16 protein-coding genes are annotated in these 15,037 nt (G+C 71.6%); 7 read left to right on the forward strand and 9 right to left on the reverse strand.

Annotated features, from left to right (window positions below; all coding sequences use genetic code 11):
• The first annotated feature begins 14 nt into the window (after window positions 1–14).
• Entirely contained in the window at window positions 15–287 is a 273-nt protein-coding gene (locus tag ACFVQG_RS02600; RefSeq protein WP_383375969.1) for a type B 50S ribosomal protein L31, read from the forward strand.
• Between the two features lie 107 nt (window positions 288–394).
• Here the strand turns inward: ACFVQG_RS02600 and ACFVQG_RS02605 are convergent, their stop codons facing one another.
• On the reverse strand, window positions 395–1,189 hold the full coding sequence (locus tag ACFVQG_RS02605; RefSeq protein WP_383375971.1) for a metal-dependent hydrolase: 795 nt from the start codon (window positions 1,187–1,189) through the stop codon (window positions 395–397).
• A 166-nt stretch (window positions 1,190–1,355) separates the two neighbouring features.
• On the opposite strand from ACFVQG_RS02605, the gene ACFVQG_RS02610 reads away from it, so the two are divergent.
• Both ACFVQG_RS02610 and ACFVQG_RS02615 read left to right on the forward strand, forming a co-directional pair.
• Window positions 1,356–3,869, forward strand: coding sequence for a DEAD/DEAH box helicase (locus ACFVQG_RS02610; RefSeq protein WP_383375973.1), 2,514 nt, complete (start codon window positions 1,356–1,358; stop codon window positions 3,867–3,869).
• A 19-nt stretch (window positions 3,870–3,888) separates the two neighbouring features.
• Window positions 3,889–4,755: an acyl-CoA thioesterase gene (locus ACFVQG_RS02615; protein ID WP_383375975.1), complete on the forward strand. Its 867-nt coding sequence runs from the start codon at window positions 3,889–3,891 to the stop codon at window positions 4,753–4,755.
• A gap of 111 nt (window positions 4,756–4,866) precedes the next feature.
• On the opposite strand, the gene ACFVQG_RS02620 is transcribed toward ACFVQG_RS02615, so the two are convergent.
• A complete protein-coding gene (locus ACFVQG_RS02620) occupies window positions 4,867–5,781 on the reverse strand; it encodes a DUF6397 family protein (RefSeq protein WP_383375977.1) in 915 nt (304 codons plus the stop codon).
• A 126-nt stretch (window positions 5,782–5,907) separates the two neighbouring features.
• Complete coding sequence (locus tag ACFVQG_RS02625; protein WP_383375980.1) at window positions 5,908–6,321, reverse strand: roadblock/LC7 domain-containing protein; 414 nt, start codon at window positions 6,319–6,321, stop codon at window positions 5,908–5,910.
• Window positions 6,322–6,428: 107 nt separating this feature from the next.
• On the opposite strand from ACFVQG_RS02625, the gene ACFVQG_RS02630 reads away from it, so the two are divergent.
• Window positions 6,429–6,857, forward strand: a complete 429-nt coding sequence (locus ACFVQG_RS02630; RefSeq protein WP_383375982.1) for a PPOX class F420-dependent oxidoreductase — start codon at window positions 6,429–6,431, stop codon at window positions 6,855–6,857.
• 25 nt (window positions 6,858–6,882) lie between these two features.
• Here the strand turns inward: ACFVQG_RS02630 and ACFVQG_RS02635 are convergent, their stop codons facing one another.
• The 5 genes from ACFVQG_RS02635 to ACFVQG_RS02655 form a co-directional block, all read right to left on the reverse strand.
• A complete protein-coding gene (locus ACFVQG_RS02635; protein ID WP_383375984.1) occupies window positions 6,883–7,488 on the reverse strand; it encodes an ATP/GTP-binding protein in 606 nt (201 codons plus the stop codon).
• A 158-nt stretch (window positions 7,489–7,646) separates the two neighbouring features.
• A complete protein-coding gene (locus ACFVQG_RS02640; RefSeq protein ID WP_383375986.1) occupies window positions 7,647–8,060 on the reverse strand; it encodes a DUF742 domain-containing protein in 414 nt (137 codons plus the stop codon).
• A 23-nt stretch (window positions 8,061–8,083) separates the two neighbouring features.
• Complete coding sequence (locus tag ACFVQG_RS02645) at window positions 8,084–8,521, reverse strand: roadblock/LC7 domain-containing protein (protein ID WP_383375988.1); 438 nt, start codon at window positions 8,519–8,521, stop codon at window positions 8,084–8,086.
• Window positions 8,518–11,040, reverse strand: a complete 2,523-nt coding sequence (locus ACFVQG_RS02650) for a nitrate- and nitrite sensing domain-containing protein (RefSeq protein WP_383375990.1) — start codon at window positions 11,038–11,040, stop codon at window positions 8,518–8,520. The genes ACFVQG_RS02645 and ACFVQG_RS02650 overlap by 4 nt, the downstream gene beginning before the upstream one ends.
• 52 nt (window positions 11,041–11,092) lie before the next feature.
• Entirely contained in the window at window positions 11,093–11,866 is a 774-nt protein-coding gene (locus ACFVQG_RS02655; protein WP_383375992.1) for an MHYT domain-containing protein, read from the reverse strand.
• 149 nt (window positions 11,867–12,015) lie between these two features.
• Here ACFVQG_RS02655 and ACFVQG_RS02660 point away from each other — a divergent pair, with 149 nt between their 5' ends.
• The gene (locus tag ACFVQG_RS02660; protein ID WP_383375994.1) at window positions 12,016–12,615 is read left to right on the forward strand and encodes a class I SAM-dependent methyltransferase; all 600 of its coding nucleotides are present in this window, start codon (window positions 12,016–12,018) and stop codon (window positions 12,613–12,615) included.
• A 19-nt stretch (window positions 12,616–12,634) separates the two neighbouring features.
• Here the strand turns inward: ACFVQG_RS02660 and ACFVQG_RS02665 are convergent, their stop codons facing one another.
• Window positions 12,635–13,540 carry an oxygenase MpaB family protein gene (locus tag ACFVQG_RS02665; protein WP_383375996.1) on the reverse strand — a complete coding sequence of 302 codons (906 nt, stop codon included), beginning with the start codon at window positions 13,538–13,540 and terminating at the stop codon, window positions 12,635–12,637.
• A gap of 101 nt (window positions 13,541–13,641) precedes the next feature.
• On the opposite strand from ACFVQG_RS02665, the gene ACFVQG_RS02670 reads away from it, so the two are divergent.
• Window positions 13,642–13,938, forward strand: a complete 297-nt coding sequence (locus ACFVQG_RS02670) for a hypothetical protein (RefSeq protein WP_383375998.1) — start codon at window positions 13,642–13,644, stop codon at window positions 13,936–13,938.
• Window positions 13,939–14,074: 136 nt separating this feature from the next.
• A complete protein-coding gene (locus tag ACFVQG_RS02675) occupies window positions 14,075–15,022 on the forward strand; it encodes a hypothetical protein (RefSeq protein ID WP_383376000.1) in 948 nt (315 codons plus the stop codon).
• Window positions 15,023–15,037 lie beyond the last annotated feature (15 nt).

Here is a 15,037-nt window from a genome sequence, read left to right on the forward strand (position 1 = left end):
TACCAGGAGCCCCCATGCAGCAGGACAAGCACCCCGACTACCGCCCCGTCGTCTTCCGGGACCGGGCCGCGGGCTACGCCTTCCTGACCCGGTCCACCGCGACCAGCGACGAGACCATCGAGTGGGATGACGGCGAGACCTACCCGGTGGTGGACGTGGAGATCTCCTCGGAGAGCCACCCCTTCTACACCGGCAAGGCCCGCACGGTGGACACGGAGGGCCGCATCGCCCGGTTCGAGCGGCGCTACGGCGAGGGCGCGTCGCAGGTGCCTCAGGGCTCCGACTGAGGGCCGGTGCCCGGCTCCAGCTGAGAGCCGGTGCCCGGCTCGAGCTGGCAGGGGGCGCCCGGCTCCAGCTGAGAGCGGATGCCCGGAAACATCCGGCGGGCGGTGGCTCAGATGAAGTTGAGCGCGGCGGCGCCGCCCACTCCCCCAAGCACCATGAACGCGGGCATCAGCACCCTCAGCTCCACCCAGCTGCCCGCCCGGAAGCGCAGCGCCTTCGGCGGGCCCACCGGGTACCAGCGCTTGCGGCCCACCGGGATCGGCCACAGGATCGGGCAGCCCGATATCGTCAGCGCGTCCCCGATGTCGTGCACCAGCGCGCCCAGGACGACCGGCAGCCCCAGCCACAAGTACTGCTGGCCCGGTTCCGCGAACAGCCAGTCCGAACCGTTGCCCGGCTTGTCCAGCACCCCGGCGAGGAGCCACGCGCTCGTCGCGGCCAGCAGCCACACCAGGACGTCGCTGCTGGCGCCGCGGGTCGCCCGCCACAGCAGGCCCTCGATGGCCAGCACGAGGTGCACGAAGAGGATCGCCAGCACCGCCCAGCGACCGCCCGTGATCGCCAGCGCCGAGGTGCCCCCACCGATCAGCACCGCCCACAGCCAGGTGTGCGTCAGCGTGCGGTGCCCACCGGAGCGGCGCGGGTCGCCCTGCTTCCTGGTGGCCTTGTAGACCGCGTAGGAGAGCTTGTCGACGATCTCGCACAGCCAGCGCGACAGCGGACCGAAGGCGCGCGAGATGGTGGCTGCCTTGTGGTCGAGGTCGGGGGCGAGGGCGGCACCGGCGCAGATCAGGGCGCCGACGAGGAGGACCGGCCAGGGCATGGTGTGCCCGGCCGCGGCAGCGGCGGCACCGACGCCGAGCCAGGCCGCGGCGCCCGAAAGTGAGTGTGCTGGTCCCATCATCGCCGCTGCCCGCCCCATTCCTCGTGTTCCGCTGTGCAGTTGACCTGCCCGGCTGTTCGCTCGACCGTGCGCCTCGACGCCGCGTCGGCGACACAGCGTAGCGTTCGCGATCTTCGTATCCGTATCCGATTGCCGTTCGGGGTGGGTCGCCAGGCAAGATGGGGGCGTGACCCTCATCGATCAGCTGCCGCCGACCGCCGACCCCGACGCCCTGTACGAAGCCTTCGAGTCGTGGGCCCAGGAGCGCGGTCTCACGCTCTACCCCCACCAGGAGGAGGCGCTGATCGAGGTCGTCTCCGGTGCGAATGTGATCGTGTCGACCCCCACCGGCTCCGGCAAGAGCATGATCGCGGCGGGTGCCCACTTCGCCGAGCTGGCACGGGACGACGTCACGTTCTACACGGCGCCGATCAAGGCCCTCGTGTCGGAGAAGTTCTTCGAGCTGTGCAAGATCTTCGGCACCGAGAACGTGGGCATGCTGACCGGTGACGCCTCCGTCAACGCCGACGCCCCGGTGATCTGCTGCACCGCCGAGGTACTCGCGTCGATCGCGCTGCGTGACGGCAAGCAGGCGGACGTCGGCCAGGTCGTCATGGACGAGTTCCACTTCTACGCCGAGCCGGACCGTGGCTGGGCCTGGCAGATCCCGCTGCTCGAACTGCCCCAGGCGCAGTTCGTCCTGATGTCGGCCACGCTCGGCGATGTCTCGATGTTCGAGAAGGACCTCACCCGGCGCACCGGCCGCCCGACCACCGTGGTGCGCTCGGCGACCCGTCCCGTGCCGCTGTCGTACGAGTACAAGCGCACCCCGCTCACGGAGACGCTGACGGAGCTGCTCCAGACGCGGCAGGCGCCCGTGTACATCGTGCACTTCACCCAGGCGCAGGCCGTCGAGCGGGCGCAGGCGCTGATGAGCATCAACATGTGCTCGCGCGAGGAGAAGGAACAGATCGCCGAGCTGATCGGCAACTTCCGCTTCACCACCAAGTTCGGCCGGAACCTCTCCCGTTACGTCCGGCACGGCATCGGTGTGCACCACGCCGGGATGCTGCCCAAGTACCGGCGGCTGGTGGAGAAGCTCGCGCAGGCGGGCCTGCTGAAGGTGATCTGCGGTACGGACACCCTCGGCGTGGGGGTGAACGTCCCCATCCGGACCGTGCTGTTCACGGCACTCACCAAGTACGACGGGAGCCGGGTGCGCACGCTGCGCGCGCGGGAGTTCCACCAGATCGCGGGCCGGGCCGGACGGGCGGGCTTCGACACGGAGGGCTTCGTCGTCGCCCAGGCGCCGGAACATGTCATCGAGAACGAGAAGGCGCTGGCCAAGGCGGGCGACGACCCGAAGAAGCGCCGCAAGGTGGTGCGCAAGAAGGCGCCCGAGGGTTTTGTGGCGTGGTCGGAGGACACCTTCGAGAAGCTCATCGCCTCCGAGCCGGAGCCGCTGACGTCCCGCTTCCGCGTGACGCACACGATGCTGCTGTCCGTGATCGCCCGCCCCGGCAACGCCTTCGAGGCGATGCGGCATCTGCTGGAGGACAATCACGAACCGCGCAAGCAGCAGTTGCGGCACATCCGGCGGGCGATCGCCATCTACCGCTCGCTGCTTGACGGCGGCATCGTCGAGAAGCTCGACGAGCCGGACGCCGAGGGCCGCATCGTCCGCCTCACGGTGGACCTTCAGCAGGACTTCGCGCTGAACCAGCCGCTGTCCACGTTCGCGCTGGCCGCCTTCGAACTGCTCGACCCCGAGTCGCCGTCCTACGCCCTGGACATGGTGTCCGTCGTGGAGTCCACGCTGGACGACCCACGGCAGATCCTGGTCGCCCAGCAGAACAAGGCGCGTGGCGAAGCGGTGGCCGCGATGAAGGCGGACGGCATCGAGTACGAGGAGCGCATGGAGCGTCTCCAGGACGTCACCTACCCGAAGCCCCTGGAGGAGCTGCTCTTCCACGCGTACAACACCTACCGCAAGAGCCACCCCTGGGTCGGTGACCATCCGCTGTCGCCGAAGTCCGTCGTCCGCGACATGTACGAACGGGCCATGTCCTTCACGGAGCTGGTGTCCTTCTACGAACTGGCCCGCACCGAGGGCATCGTGCTGCGCTACCTGGCCAGCGCCTACAAGGCTCTTGACCACAACATCCCCGACGACCTGAAGTCCGAGGACCTCGAGGACCTCATCGCCTGGCTCGGCGAGATGGTGCGCCAGGTCGACTCCTCGCTGCTGGACGAGTGGGAGCAGCTGGCCAACCCCGAGGAGATGACCGCCGAGGAGGCCCAGGAGAAGGCCGACCAGGTCAAGCCGGTCACCGCCAACGCGCGCGCCTTCCGGGTACTGGTCCGCAACGCCATGTTCCGCCGGGTGGAACTCGCCGCCCTCGACCAGGTCGACGAACTGGGCGAACTGGACGCGGAGTCCGGCTGGGACGCCGAGGCGTGGGGCGAGGCGATGGACAAGTACTGGGACGAGTACGAAGACCTCGGCACCGGCCCCGACGCGCGCGGCCCGAAGCTGCTGCTGATCGAGGAGGTGCCGGAGAGTGAGCTGTGGCGCGTCCGGCAGATCTTCGACGACCCGAACGGCGACCACGACTGGGGCATCAGCGCCGAGATCGACCTCGCGGCCTCCGACGCGGAGGGCCGCGCCGTGGTCCGCGTCACCGACGTCGGCCAGCTCTGAGCACAGGAGAAACGCACCCATGACGAACCCGGCCGAGAGACTCGTCGACCTGCTCGATCTGGAGCAGATCGAGGTCAACATCTTCCGGGGCCGCAGCCCCCAGGAGTCGCTGCAACGGGTCTTCGGCGGCCAGGTCGCGGGCCAGGCGCTGGTCGCCGCCGGGCGCACCACCGAGGGCGACCGGCCGGTGCACTCGCTGCACGCGTACTTCCTGCGCCCGGGGCGGCCGGGCGTGCCCATCGTGTACCAGGTCGAACGGGTCCGGGACGGGCGCTCCTTCACGACCCGCCGGGTCACCGCCGTGCAGCAGGGACGCACGATCTTCAATCTCACCGCCTCCTTCCACAAGCCTGAACAAGGGAGTTTCGAGCACCAACTGCCACCCGCCCGCGAGGTACCCGACCCGGAGACGCTCCCCACGGTGGTGGAGGAGATCCGGGAACATCTGGGCGCGCTGCCCGAGCAGTTGGAACGGATGGCGCGCCGTCAGCCCTTCGACATCCGCTATGTCGACCGGCTGCGCTGGACCGCGGCAGAGATCAAGGGCGCGGACCCGCGCAGTGCCGTGTGGATGCGCGCGGTCAGTCCGCTCGGCGACGATCCGCTGGTGCACACCTGCGCGCTGACCTACGCCAGCGACATGACCCTGCTGGACGCCGTGCGCATCCCGGTCGAGCCCCTGTGGGGTCCGCGGGGGTTCGACATGGCGTCGCTGGACCACGCCATGTGGTTCCACCGGCCCTTCCGGGCGGACGAGTGGTTCCTTTACGACCAGGAGTCACCGATCGCGACCGGCGGTCGAGGGCTCGCCCGGGGTCGGATCTACGACCTCGAGGGGCGTCTGCTGGTGTCCGTCGTGCAGGAAGGGCTTTTCCGGGCTCTGTAAGGCGACTTCGGGCTCTGTAAGGCGCTTTCGGGACGGGATGCCCGTACGCCGAGCCGGTGACGGGATGCCCGAGCGCCACACCCGGTCGATGCCCGGACGCCAAGCCGGTCGTCAGGAGGGCCGGGGCCGGGATCCTCTGCGCAGCAGCCGGGCCAGCAGACCGCGTGGCCGCTCCGGCTCCCCCGGCACGCGGTCCTCGTGGGTGTGGTCCTCGGGTTCCGGCTCCGCGGGTGTCTCGCGCGGTGCGGGACGCGGGGCGGGACGGTGGCCGCGGGCCTCGCGCAGGGTCTGGGTCAGGTCGGCCCGCAGCCAGGCGATCTCGTCCGGGTCGTCCGCGGTCATGAGCCGCTCGGCGAGCTGTGCGGCCGGGGAGCCGGGCGCTCCGTGGGACGGCGGATCCGGCCGGAAGCGGTGCAGATGGGCGCGCTCGTAGGGGTCCTTGACGATCTCCGCGATCTGGACGGGGTCGAGGAAGGCAGCCAGGGCCCCGGCACGCTGCCATGGGTCGGTGGCCTGCCGCAGCAGGAACCCGAGGTGCCGCCCCCGCCAGTTCCGGGGCCGTCGGTCCACCCCTTCGTCCAGTTGCCGCCGCATGCTCTGCGGCATGCGCTGGTGCAGGAGTGCGGAGTTCTCCTTCCCGGCGACGAACTGCCGCAGTTCGTCGGCGAGATACAGCCAGACCACGGCTCGGTAGCGGTTGAGGTAGAACTTGACGGGAATCAGCAGGCCCGCCCGGGCGAGGCGGGTGAACCGCGCGGACGAGATCTCCATGAGGGCGGCACCCGCCGTGGTGCCCACGGCGCGGACGCTTTCGCGGAGCGCCTCCGGGAAGCCCTTCTCCTCGCGCAGCCGCTCCAGTTCGGCGCGGGTGACGCGTCGGCCGCCTCCGGTGTCGTCGGGCGCGGTGCGGATGCGTCCAAGATGTACGGCGAGGTCGAACTCGCTTCCCTTCAGTCCCAGTTCACGGGCGGCGCGGCTGGGCGCGCAGGTGGGCTGGGCGGGTTGGGTGACAGCGTGGCCTGACATGGTCGGTCTCCCCCGTGGAGTCGGCGGCCAGCGCCGTGCGCGCTCGCCGTGGAAAAACCGTAGCCGGTTCCGCGGATCTCGTGGCGAGCCTGTGGATAACTTTGAAGGAGGCGACAAACCTGCAGGTCAGGGGTCTGTGAGGGGGGTGCGTTCGGGGTGGCGGGCGTCCACGCCGAGATGCTCGCCCACCCGGTTGACGAGCAGCGTCATCTCGTAGCCGATCTGGCCGATGTCGGCATCCGCGCCGCTGAGTACGCAGAGGCAACTGCCGTTGCCCGCCGCGGTGACGAACAGGACCGCGTCGTCGAACTCGATCATCGTCTGGCGTACCCCGCCCGCGCCGAAGTGGCGTCCCGACCCCTTGGCGAGGCTGTGCAGTCCGGACGCGACCGCGGCGAGGTGCTCGGCGTCCTCCCGGCGTAAGCCGGTGCTCGCCCCGGTCACCAGCCCGTCGTTGGACAGCACCAGTGCGTGTCGTACATGCTCGACGCGTTCGGTCAGGTCGTCCAGCAGCCAGCCGAGTCCCTGGTTCTGCGCCATGATCCGGTCTCCCCGTGTGATACCCCGTCTGATGTCTCCCCCTGGTCGGGGGGATCTCTCCGTCAGCCTTCCCCAGGACCGGCCCGCGGGCAAGGAGGATGGGAGGCATGGCACAGAAGATGACCGACGAGGAATGGCGGGCTTTCGTCTCATACGGGACCCGCACCGGCAAACTGTCCACGGTACGGGCCGATGGGAGCCCGCATGTGACACCGATCTGGTTTCTGCTCGACGGGGACGACCTGGTGTTCAACACGGCCAAGCGGAGCGTGAAAGGGCGCAATCTGGTCCGGGACGGCCGGGTCGCGCTCTGCGTGGACAACGACCGGCCGCCGTTCGACTACGTCGTGCTGAGAGGCCGCGCCCATGTCTCGGAGGATCACGCCGCACTCCGGCTCTGGGCCGCCCGGATCGGGGCGCGGTACATGGGCGACGAGCGCGCCGGGGAGTTCGGGGCCCGTAACGGCCAGGCCGGTGAACTCCTCGTCCGCGTCACGATCGACCAGGTCCTGGCGGAGAAGGGCGTGGCGGTCTGACCGCCTTCGGCAGGCGGGTGTCCGATCAGCCGACGGAGTTCAGCAGCCGGGCGGTGTGCATCCGCCCGGCGTACTCGACGAGCCGGATCAGCACCTCCTTGCCGGAGTCCCGGTCGCGGGCGTCGCAGAGCACGACCGGGGTGCCCGGGTCGAGATCGAGTGCGCGGCAGACGTCGTGGGCGCCGTAGCCGCGGGCCCCCGCGAAGCAGTTGACGGCGACCACGAACGGAATGCGCCGGTGCTCGAAGTAGTCGACCGCGGGGAAGCAGTCCTCCAGCCGTCGGGTGTCGGCGAGCACCACGGCGCCGAGGGCGCCCTGAGCCAGTTCGTCCCACAGGAACCAGAAGCGGTCCTGGCCCGGGGTGCCGAAAAGGTAGAGGGAGAGCCCGGAGCGGATGGTGATGCGCCCGAAGTCCATCGCCACGGTCGTGGTGACCTTCTGGTCCACGCCGTCGGTGTCCTCCACCGACTGGCCCGCTTCACTGAGCAGTTCCTCGGTGCGCAGCGGTCTGATCTCACTGACCGCGCCCACCAGGGTCGTCTTGCCCACGCCGAATCCACCGGCGACCAGGATCTTCAGCGCCAGGGCGGTCGGCTCGTCGTCCGTCTGGGCGGAGTGCTCGGAGACCATCGATCACTTCTCTCGGGAGTACCGGCAGCGGTCGTCGGCGCGAAGGGGACACGGCGTCGGCATCATGACAAGTGCGGTCTCGTCCGGAGTGCTGGGACCGCTCTTTTGCCTTGTGTGACCGTCCCGCTCCGGTTCGCTGCCTCAAGGGAGAACTTCCATTACAGCGCCCGCAGTCCTTCGATCACTTCGCGCAGGATGCGTTCGTCGGGCAGTTGGGCGGGCGGCACCGGCCGGTGGACGGTGACGCGGCCGAGTTCCATGAGGTCGCCGAGGAGCACGCGGACGACGCCCACGGGGAGATCGGCGCCCGCGGCCAGTTCGGCGACCGACTGGGTCTCGGATCGGCACAGGTCGACTAGGGCCCGGTGTTCCGGTCCGAGGGCGGGGTCGTCGTCGACTCCGGAGGCGACCGGGTCGAGGGTGACCAGGGCGATCAGGTCGAACCGCACTCCGGTGGGGCCGGGTCTGGTCCGCCCGCCGGTCATGGCGTAGGGGCGGACCAAGGGCCCGGCCTCGCTGTCGTACCACTGGCTGCCCTGCTCGCGCGGGGCGCCGGTGACGTCATCGGTCATCACTGCTCGGACCCCCGTTCGCGTCATCCGCCGACGGTGGGCCGTGAGCCCGCGCGGGGGGCCGTGTCGAGGTGCTCGCCCACCCGCTTGACGAGGCGTGCCATCTCGTACGCCACCAGGCCGATGTCCGCGGTCACCGCGGTCAGGACGGCGAGGCAGGAACCGTCGCCCGCGGCGGCGACGAACAGGAATCCGTCGTCCATCTCGACCATCGTCTGGCGTACGCCGCCGGTGCCGAAGTGGCGGCCGGTGCCCTTGGCGAGGCTGTGGAAGCCGGAGGCCACGGCGGCGAGGTGCTCGGCGTCCTCGCGGCCGAGGTCGGTGGAGGCGCCGACCGCGAGTCCGTCGGTGGAGAGCACCACGGCGTGCCGTACCTCGCGCACGCGCAGTACCAGGTCGTCCAGCAGCCAGTCGAGTTCGCCGGAGCGCTGGGCGGCCCTCGTGCTCGGGTCCTGGATCATGCGGGGTCTCCTTCGCTGCTGTCGCTGCCGGGTGCCGGGGCCGGGGTGGCACCGCGGCCGGGCCGTCGGCCGCCGCCGCGGGCCCAACCGTCGCGGTAGGCCGCCATGCGGTCCCGTACCGCTTCCGGGGTGCGCTGGTCGTCGCCGGTGTGTGCCGGTGCGGCCGGTTCCCCTGGGGGTCGCTCGCGGAGTTGGGGGGCGAGGCTGGCCTGCCGTACCCGGCGCGGCAGGTCGTCGGAGCTTTCGGAGGTGTCCGGGGGGCGGTGCAGACGCAAGGCGGTCACTCCGGGGGGCTGCTGTTCGGTGGTGGGCTCCGCCGGGGCCGGTACGGGTGCCACCAGCGCGGGCCGGTCGGCGGGCGGGGGGACAACCTGTTGGTGGTGCGGTTCGCCGGGCACGCGCGCGTGGGCGTGTGCCATCGGCTGGGGGGTGTCCACCGTCCCCTTGCCAGAACGTTCCGGCAGGTCGCTCTTGTCGAGCAGGGCGGTGGGCAGCAGGACGACCGCGGTGGTGCCGCCGTAGGGCGAGGTGCGCAGGTGCACCTTGATGTCGTGCCGGGCGGCGAGTCTGCTGACCACGAAGAGGCCGAGCCGGTCGCTGTCGAAGAGGTCCAGGGCCTCGGACCGGGCGATGCGGTGGTTCGCCTCGGCGAGCGTCTCCTTGCCCATGCCCAGGCCGCGGTCCTCGATCTCGAGGGCGTAGCCGTTGCCGACGGGTTCTCCGGTGATGCGCACGCGGGTGTGCGGCGGGGAGAACTGGGCGGCGTTCTCGACGATCTCGGCCAGCAGGTGGGTGAGGTCCGCCACGGCGGCTCCGACGACCTGGGCCTCGGGGAGTTGGCGTACCTCCACGCGCGCGTAGTCCTCGACTTCGGAGACGGCCGCGCGGACCACGTTGGTCAGGGAGACGGGTCTGCGCCAGGCCCGGCCGGGGGCGGCGCCGGAGAGGATGATCAGGCTCTCCGCGTGGCGCCGCATACGGGTGGTGAGGTGGTCGAGGCGGAAGAGGTCGCTCAGTTCGTTCGGGTCCTCGGAGCGGCGTTCCATGCTGTCGAGGAGGTGCAGCTGGCGGTGGACCAGGATCTGGCTGCGGCGGGCGAGGTTGACGAAGACCCCGGAGATGCCGCTGGCGAGTTCGGCGCGCTCGACGGCGGCGCGCAGCGCGGCCCGGTGGACGGTGCCCAGTGCCTCGGCGACCTGGCCCGTCTCGTCCTCCGCGCGCGGACCGCGCGGCGCCTCGGCCCGGACGTCGATCTCCTCGCCCGCGCGCAGCTTCCGCATGGCCTCGGGGAGCTTGCGCCGGGCGATCTCCAAGGCGCTGTTGCGCAGGCTGACCAGTTCGACGACGAGGCCACGGCCGATACGCACGGAGATCACCAGTGACGCGGCCACGGCGGCGAGGCCGAGGAGGACCGCGGCACCGGCCGGGGTGAGCACTCCGCGCGTGAACGGGTCGGCCCGGTCCGCGACCCCACGGGCCGCGTCCTGCTCGATGGTCCGCATGCGTGCCTGCACGCGCGCGTGGGCGCGGTTCCAGGTCCCCTCCGGCGCGGCCTGGAGTGCTCGCGTGCCGTGACCGCTCGCCAGGATCGCGTCCTCGGCCCCGTGGAGGGTGGCGTAGTCGTCGCCGTCGGAGAGGCGCTGCCACTCTGCCCGTTCGGCGCCACGCAGGTCGGTGACGGCGGACTCGGTGAGCGCGCGGCGGGTGTCGACGGCGCCGGTGAACAGTCGCAGCCGCTCCCCCGAGAGGCCGCCGCTGAGGCGGGCGCTGGCGAGGAGCACGTCCTCCTGAGCCAGGGCCTCGCCCGCGCGGGAGAACTCCAGCAGCACGCGCGCGTCGGAGCCGAGGTCGGCGTCCTGGATGCCGGTGAGCGCGCCGCTCACGGCGAAGGCGGAGGCGAGGGTGCCGGTGTAGCGCTCATACGTCTCCTGCCATCCGGCCCGCCGGTCGCGTACCGCGTCCCGCAGGGACCGCAGTCGCTCCGCGCCGACGACGAACGTCTCCATGCGCCGGGTCACTTGGGCGGGCAGCTCCTGACCGTCGGCGACCGTGCTGTCGTCGCCGAGTCTGAGTGCCGCCACCGCGCGCGCGGTGTCCCGCGCGAGCCGCTCAAGGTCGTTGCCGCGTCCGGTGGAGGGCTCGGTCGCGTACCGCACGGCGGCGGCCCGCTCTGACTGGAGGGCCGCCACCGCGGCCGCGACGGGTGCGCGGACCTCGGCGTCCACGCGCTGCACCTGCCGCAGCCGGGACACGTCCTGGGCGGTGCTGACGGTGGCGTAGGCCCACAGGGCCAGCAGCGACACCACCGGCACCATCAGCAGGCAGACGATCTTGGCCCGGACGGTGCGCGGCCGTACGCGGCGGCGTCCCGCGCGTGTGGCCCGCGTTCCGGACACCATGTCCGGGATCTCGTCGGAACCCTCGTCGGCCGGTGGTCCGGCGTGCGCGCGACGGCCGCGCGCGGGTGGTGGGGTCGGCGTCTCGGCGCCCGCCGCGGCGCTCCTGCGGGGTGTACGCATGGCCTCCTCGCTCGGTGTGGTTCGGGGGCGTGCCGTCCGCGCGGGGCCGCCGTCAGCGGGCGGCGCTCTCGACCGGCCGCTGGGCTGAGACGGATGCCTCGTGTTCCCCCACGGTCGGCGACAGCGCGACGAAGGCCGAGGTCAGGAAGAGATAGGACCCGAGGCCGACGGCGAGGGGGAAGATGAACTGCATCGCCGTGGCCCCGGGCAGCACGTCGTCGGAAGGGGCGACACGCACGCGTACCGCGAGCATCCCGGTGTAGTGCATGCTGCTCACCGCCGCGCCCATGACGAGGGAGGCGACGGTGACCGCGACCGGCGACTCGATGTTCAGCGCCGCCCACAGGGCCGCCGTCGCCGCGACCACGGCGATCACCACGGAGAGGGCGACGAGGGCCGGGTCGTAGGTCACTTCGCCGTGCAGCCGCACCGCCGCCATGCCGAGGTAGTGCATGCTCGCGACGCCGACCCCGGTGGTGAGCCCGCCGAGCAGGAGCGCGCGACCTCGGTCGCGGCTGTAGCCGACGGCGAAGACTCCGGCGCAGACGACGGTCATGGCGACGATCAGGCTGAGGACGGTCAGCGGCACGTTGTAGCGGATCTCCGTGCCACTGACACCGAAGCCGAGCATGGCCACGAAGTGCATGGTCCAGATGCCGGTGCCGATGGCGGAGGCCGCCGTAAAGAGCCAGTTGCGGCGCGAGGCGCCGGTCGCGCCGAGCGCGCGGACGGTGCAGCGCAGCCCGAGTGCGGCGCCGGTACAGGCCATCGCGTACGACAGCACGGGGGTCAGCCAGCCGAAGGTGGCATGGTCCAGGTGTCCCATGGCCCCGGGACGCTAGGGGGCACGGGAGCACAGAGGGGGCGCATTTCGAAAGGTGCCGCAATATGACGCGGCGCTGCCCATGGGCGATCGCCTCCCGTTCGAACGTGTGCACCGCGACGTCGTCCGTGTCGGTGAGGGATCATGCGGACATGAGCGACGACCGCACAGACGTCCAGGAGTTCTTCACCGCCCGCGCCGCCGACTGGGACCGCCGGTTCCCCGACGACGGCCCCGCCTACGCCGCCGCGGTCGCCGAACTCGGCCTGCCCGAGGGCGGTCGCGTCCTCGACGCGGGCTGCGGCACCGGACGCGCGCTGCCGCCGCTCCGGGCCGCCGTGGGCCCCTTGGGAGTGGTCTTGGGGGCGGATCTGACCCCCGCGATGCTGGAGACCGCCGTACGCGCAGGGCGGGACCGCGACGGCCGGTTGCTGCTCGCCGACGTGGCCGCGCTGCCGCTCCGCTCAGGGTCGCTCGACGCCGTGTTCGCGGCAGGCCTCATCGCCCATCTCGCGCGGCCCGAGGCGAACCTGCGGGAGTTGGCGCGCGTGGTGCGCCCCGGCGGCACGCTGGCACTGTTCCACCCGCTCGGCCGGGCGGCGCTCGCCGCGCGTCACGGCCGCCAGCTCACCCCCGAGGACCTGCGTGCCGAGCAGAATCTTCGCCCGCTGCTGGCCCGGTCGGGATGGCGCATGACGTCCTACGTCGACGAGGCCAGCCGCTTTCTGGCGCTCGCCGTGCGCGAGGCCTGAGCCCGGGCGGCGGCCCGTCTCACTCGGCCCCCTCGGCGGCCGACCGTTTCGACCGCGGCACGGGACAGCCGCAGGTTCCGGGAACCGGCCAGGTGCCGAGTTCGTTCAGTCGGTAGCCGTTCGGGTAGCCCTTGATCTCGCGGTTCTGCCGTGCGAAGTGGGGTGCGCGCCGGGGCGGCAGCAGTCGGACGACACGGCCTCGGGCCCGTACCGCCCCGCGCACCAGCGTGCGGGTCGCGGGGCTCGGCGGCCGGTAGCGGAAGGAGCGCAGCAGCGAGTCGTCGAGCAGGGCGAGCGTCGCGGTGCGCAGAAGGGGGGCGAGTGGACGTGGGTACCAGGATGCCATCAGGTCGAGCGTGGCGTCGGAGACCCGGCGGGCGTCCTCGTCCCAGGCGAAGTGCGCGGCTTCGTAGGTGTCGAGACACTCCTCGAAGTCCTCGTAGGACTCGGGTACGTCCTTGATGCCCATGTGACGCCCGAGAGCGCGGTAGTGGACGGCGGTGGCGATGATCTCGTGACGCGACAGCCTGCGCCATCCATAGGCGTCGATCCACCTCTTGGGCATCACGACGAAGGTGCAGAGCACATAGCGCATGTCGTCGTCGCTGATGTCGTAGCTGCGGTGCATCTGGTTGATGCGGCGGACCGCCGTCCGGCCCTGTTCGCTGCCGAAGCCGTGCTCCACGACGGCGTCGAGCAGCAGGGAGGTGTCGTCGTAGCGCTTCTGCGCGCGGTCGGTGAGTTCGGCGGTTTCGGCGAGCAGTTGTCCGATGGACGGGACGGCATAGGTGCGGTAGAGCGCGAGTTCGAGGGCGCGGGTGTAGTCCCACGGGAATTCGTAGGCGGTGCTCAGCCGGTGGATCTCCAGCGCGTCCTGGTGCGGGTCCATCCTGAGGATCTCTTCGAGCCGCGCGAAACGCTTCACCGTGCCCTCCCCCTTCTGCCGCCGGATGTCCAACTCTACGTTGGGTAGCCGGGGGTGAACGGTCCGCGAGGCAAGTACCGAGCCGGGGGAAGGTGGTCGGTATGTGGGGCAGGTTGCGCAAGTCATGGGTGGGGTTCCGTAACGCCGTGCGCGTGGAGGGCGGCACCGGCCGGGATGCCCGTAGCCACAATCTGTTCGAGGCGGCCGCCGCCTATGTGTCGGCGTGCGCCGAGGACGACCAGGACCGGATCGACGAGGCCGCGGGCTGGGTGTCGCCGGAGGCGCTGTCGTTCGGGGTGAACGAGCTGGCGTGCCGTGCCGTCATCGCGCTCGCGAGAGAGCGCGACGAGTCGCCGCGGACCGTGGCGCGGGCGCTGCTGGGTCTCCCGGCGACCTGACACAAGCGGCGGCCGGATGGCCCTTCCGCCCGGTCCGGCCGGGAAGGCGCAGCTCCGGATGGTCTTCGCAGTCGTGACAACCGGCTCCCCGCCGCATTAGGGTGCGCGCCGTTGGACAACTCCTGGGGAGGCTGGGATGGCCGGGACGGACGAGTACGTCGTCGCCGCCGCGGACGACGCGCTCTATGTGCTGACCGCGGTGCTGCTGACGCCCGCGCAGTTCCCGAGTGTGCTCGGCGACGACTATCCGGAGGCGTGCGCCGCGCTCGGCCTGGCGCCGCTCGCCGACGGCTACGGCCTGGTCCTCGGCCAGGACGGCGACGGCGCGCGGTGGACCGTCGTCACGGACGACGTGTCGCTGGTCGCCGTCGCCATCGCCTCCTGGGACTGCGGCATGGAGTACGACCTGTCGCCGGACGAGCGCAGTGTGGTCGCCGCGCTGCCGGGCTGGCCCCTCGCGGTCGCCGTCGCGGCACCCGGCGTGCCCGCGCCCCACGATCCCGCCCCCGAGATCGCCGGGGGTCCCGCGCTGTCCCCGCCGGACACCGACGTCTGGGGGCCTGCCCAGCGTCGCCTCGGGGCCGACGAGATAGCGCTCCAGTGGGCGGTGTGGCGGGAGCAGATCGACGACACGGAGTTCGCGTCCGCGAGCGGCGGGAACGGTGCTGAAGGGGGCGGTGCCGAAGCGGGCGAGGGCGCGGGGGTGCCGGGGGACGGGGCTGCTGCGTCCGGCGCCGGTTCGAGCGGCTCCGGCACGGGTGGGGAAGGCCCGGACGCCAACGGGTCGGGGGCGGGCGTCAACGGCTCAGGCGGCGAGCCCAGTGGCGTGCGGCGGGTCCTCGCGGAAGCGCGCGCGTACGTCGACACACCGCCGCCCCTCGGCCGCGTCCGGTCGTCCTTCGCGCCGGGTGACGCGAGGACGCTGCGCGCCGACGGCCCCGGCTGGTCGCTGGTGGCCAGGACCGACGACATCGCCTTCGTACTGCTGGACGACATGCCGGGCGAGGTGCTGCCGGTGGGCCGGGGCCCGGAGCTGCCGGGTCTGCTGGCGGCGCTCGACAGCATGGCCGTACGCCCCAGCTGAGCCCGCGCGCCCCGG

This window comes from Streptomyces sp. NPDC057877, from assembly GCF_042796855.1.
In the GTDB taxonomy this organism is placed as follows: Bacteria; Actinomycetota; Actinomycetes; order Streptomycetales; family Streptomycetaceae; genus Streptomyces.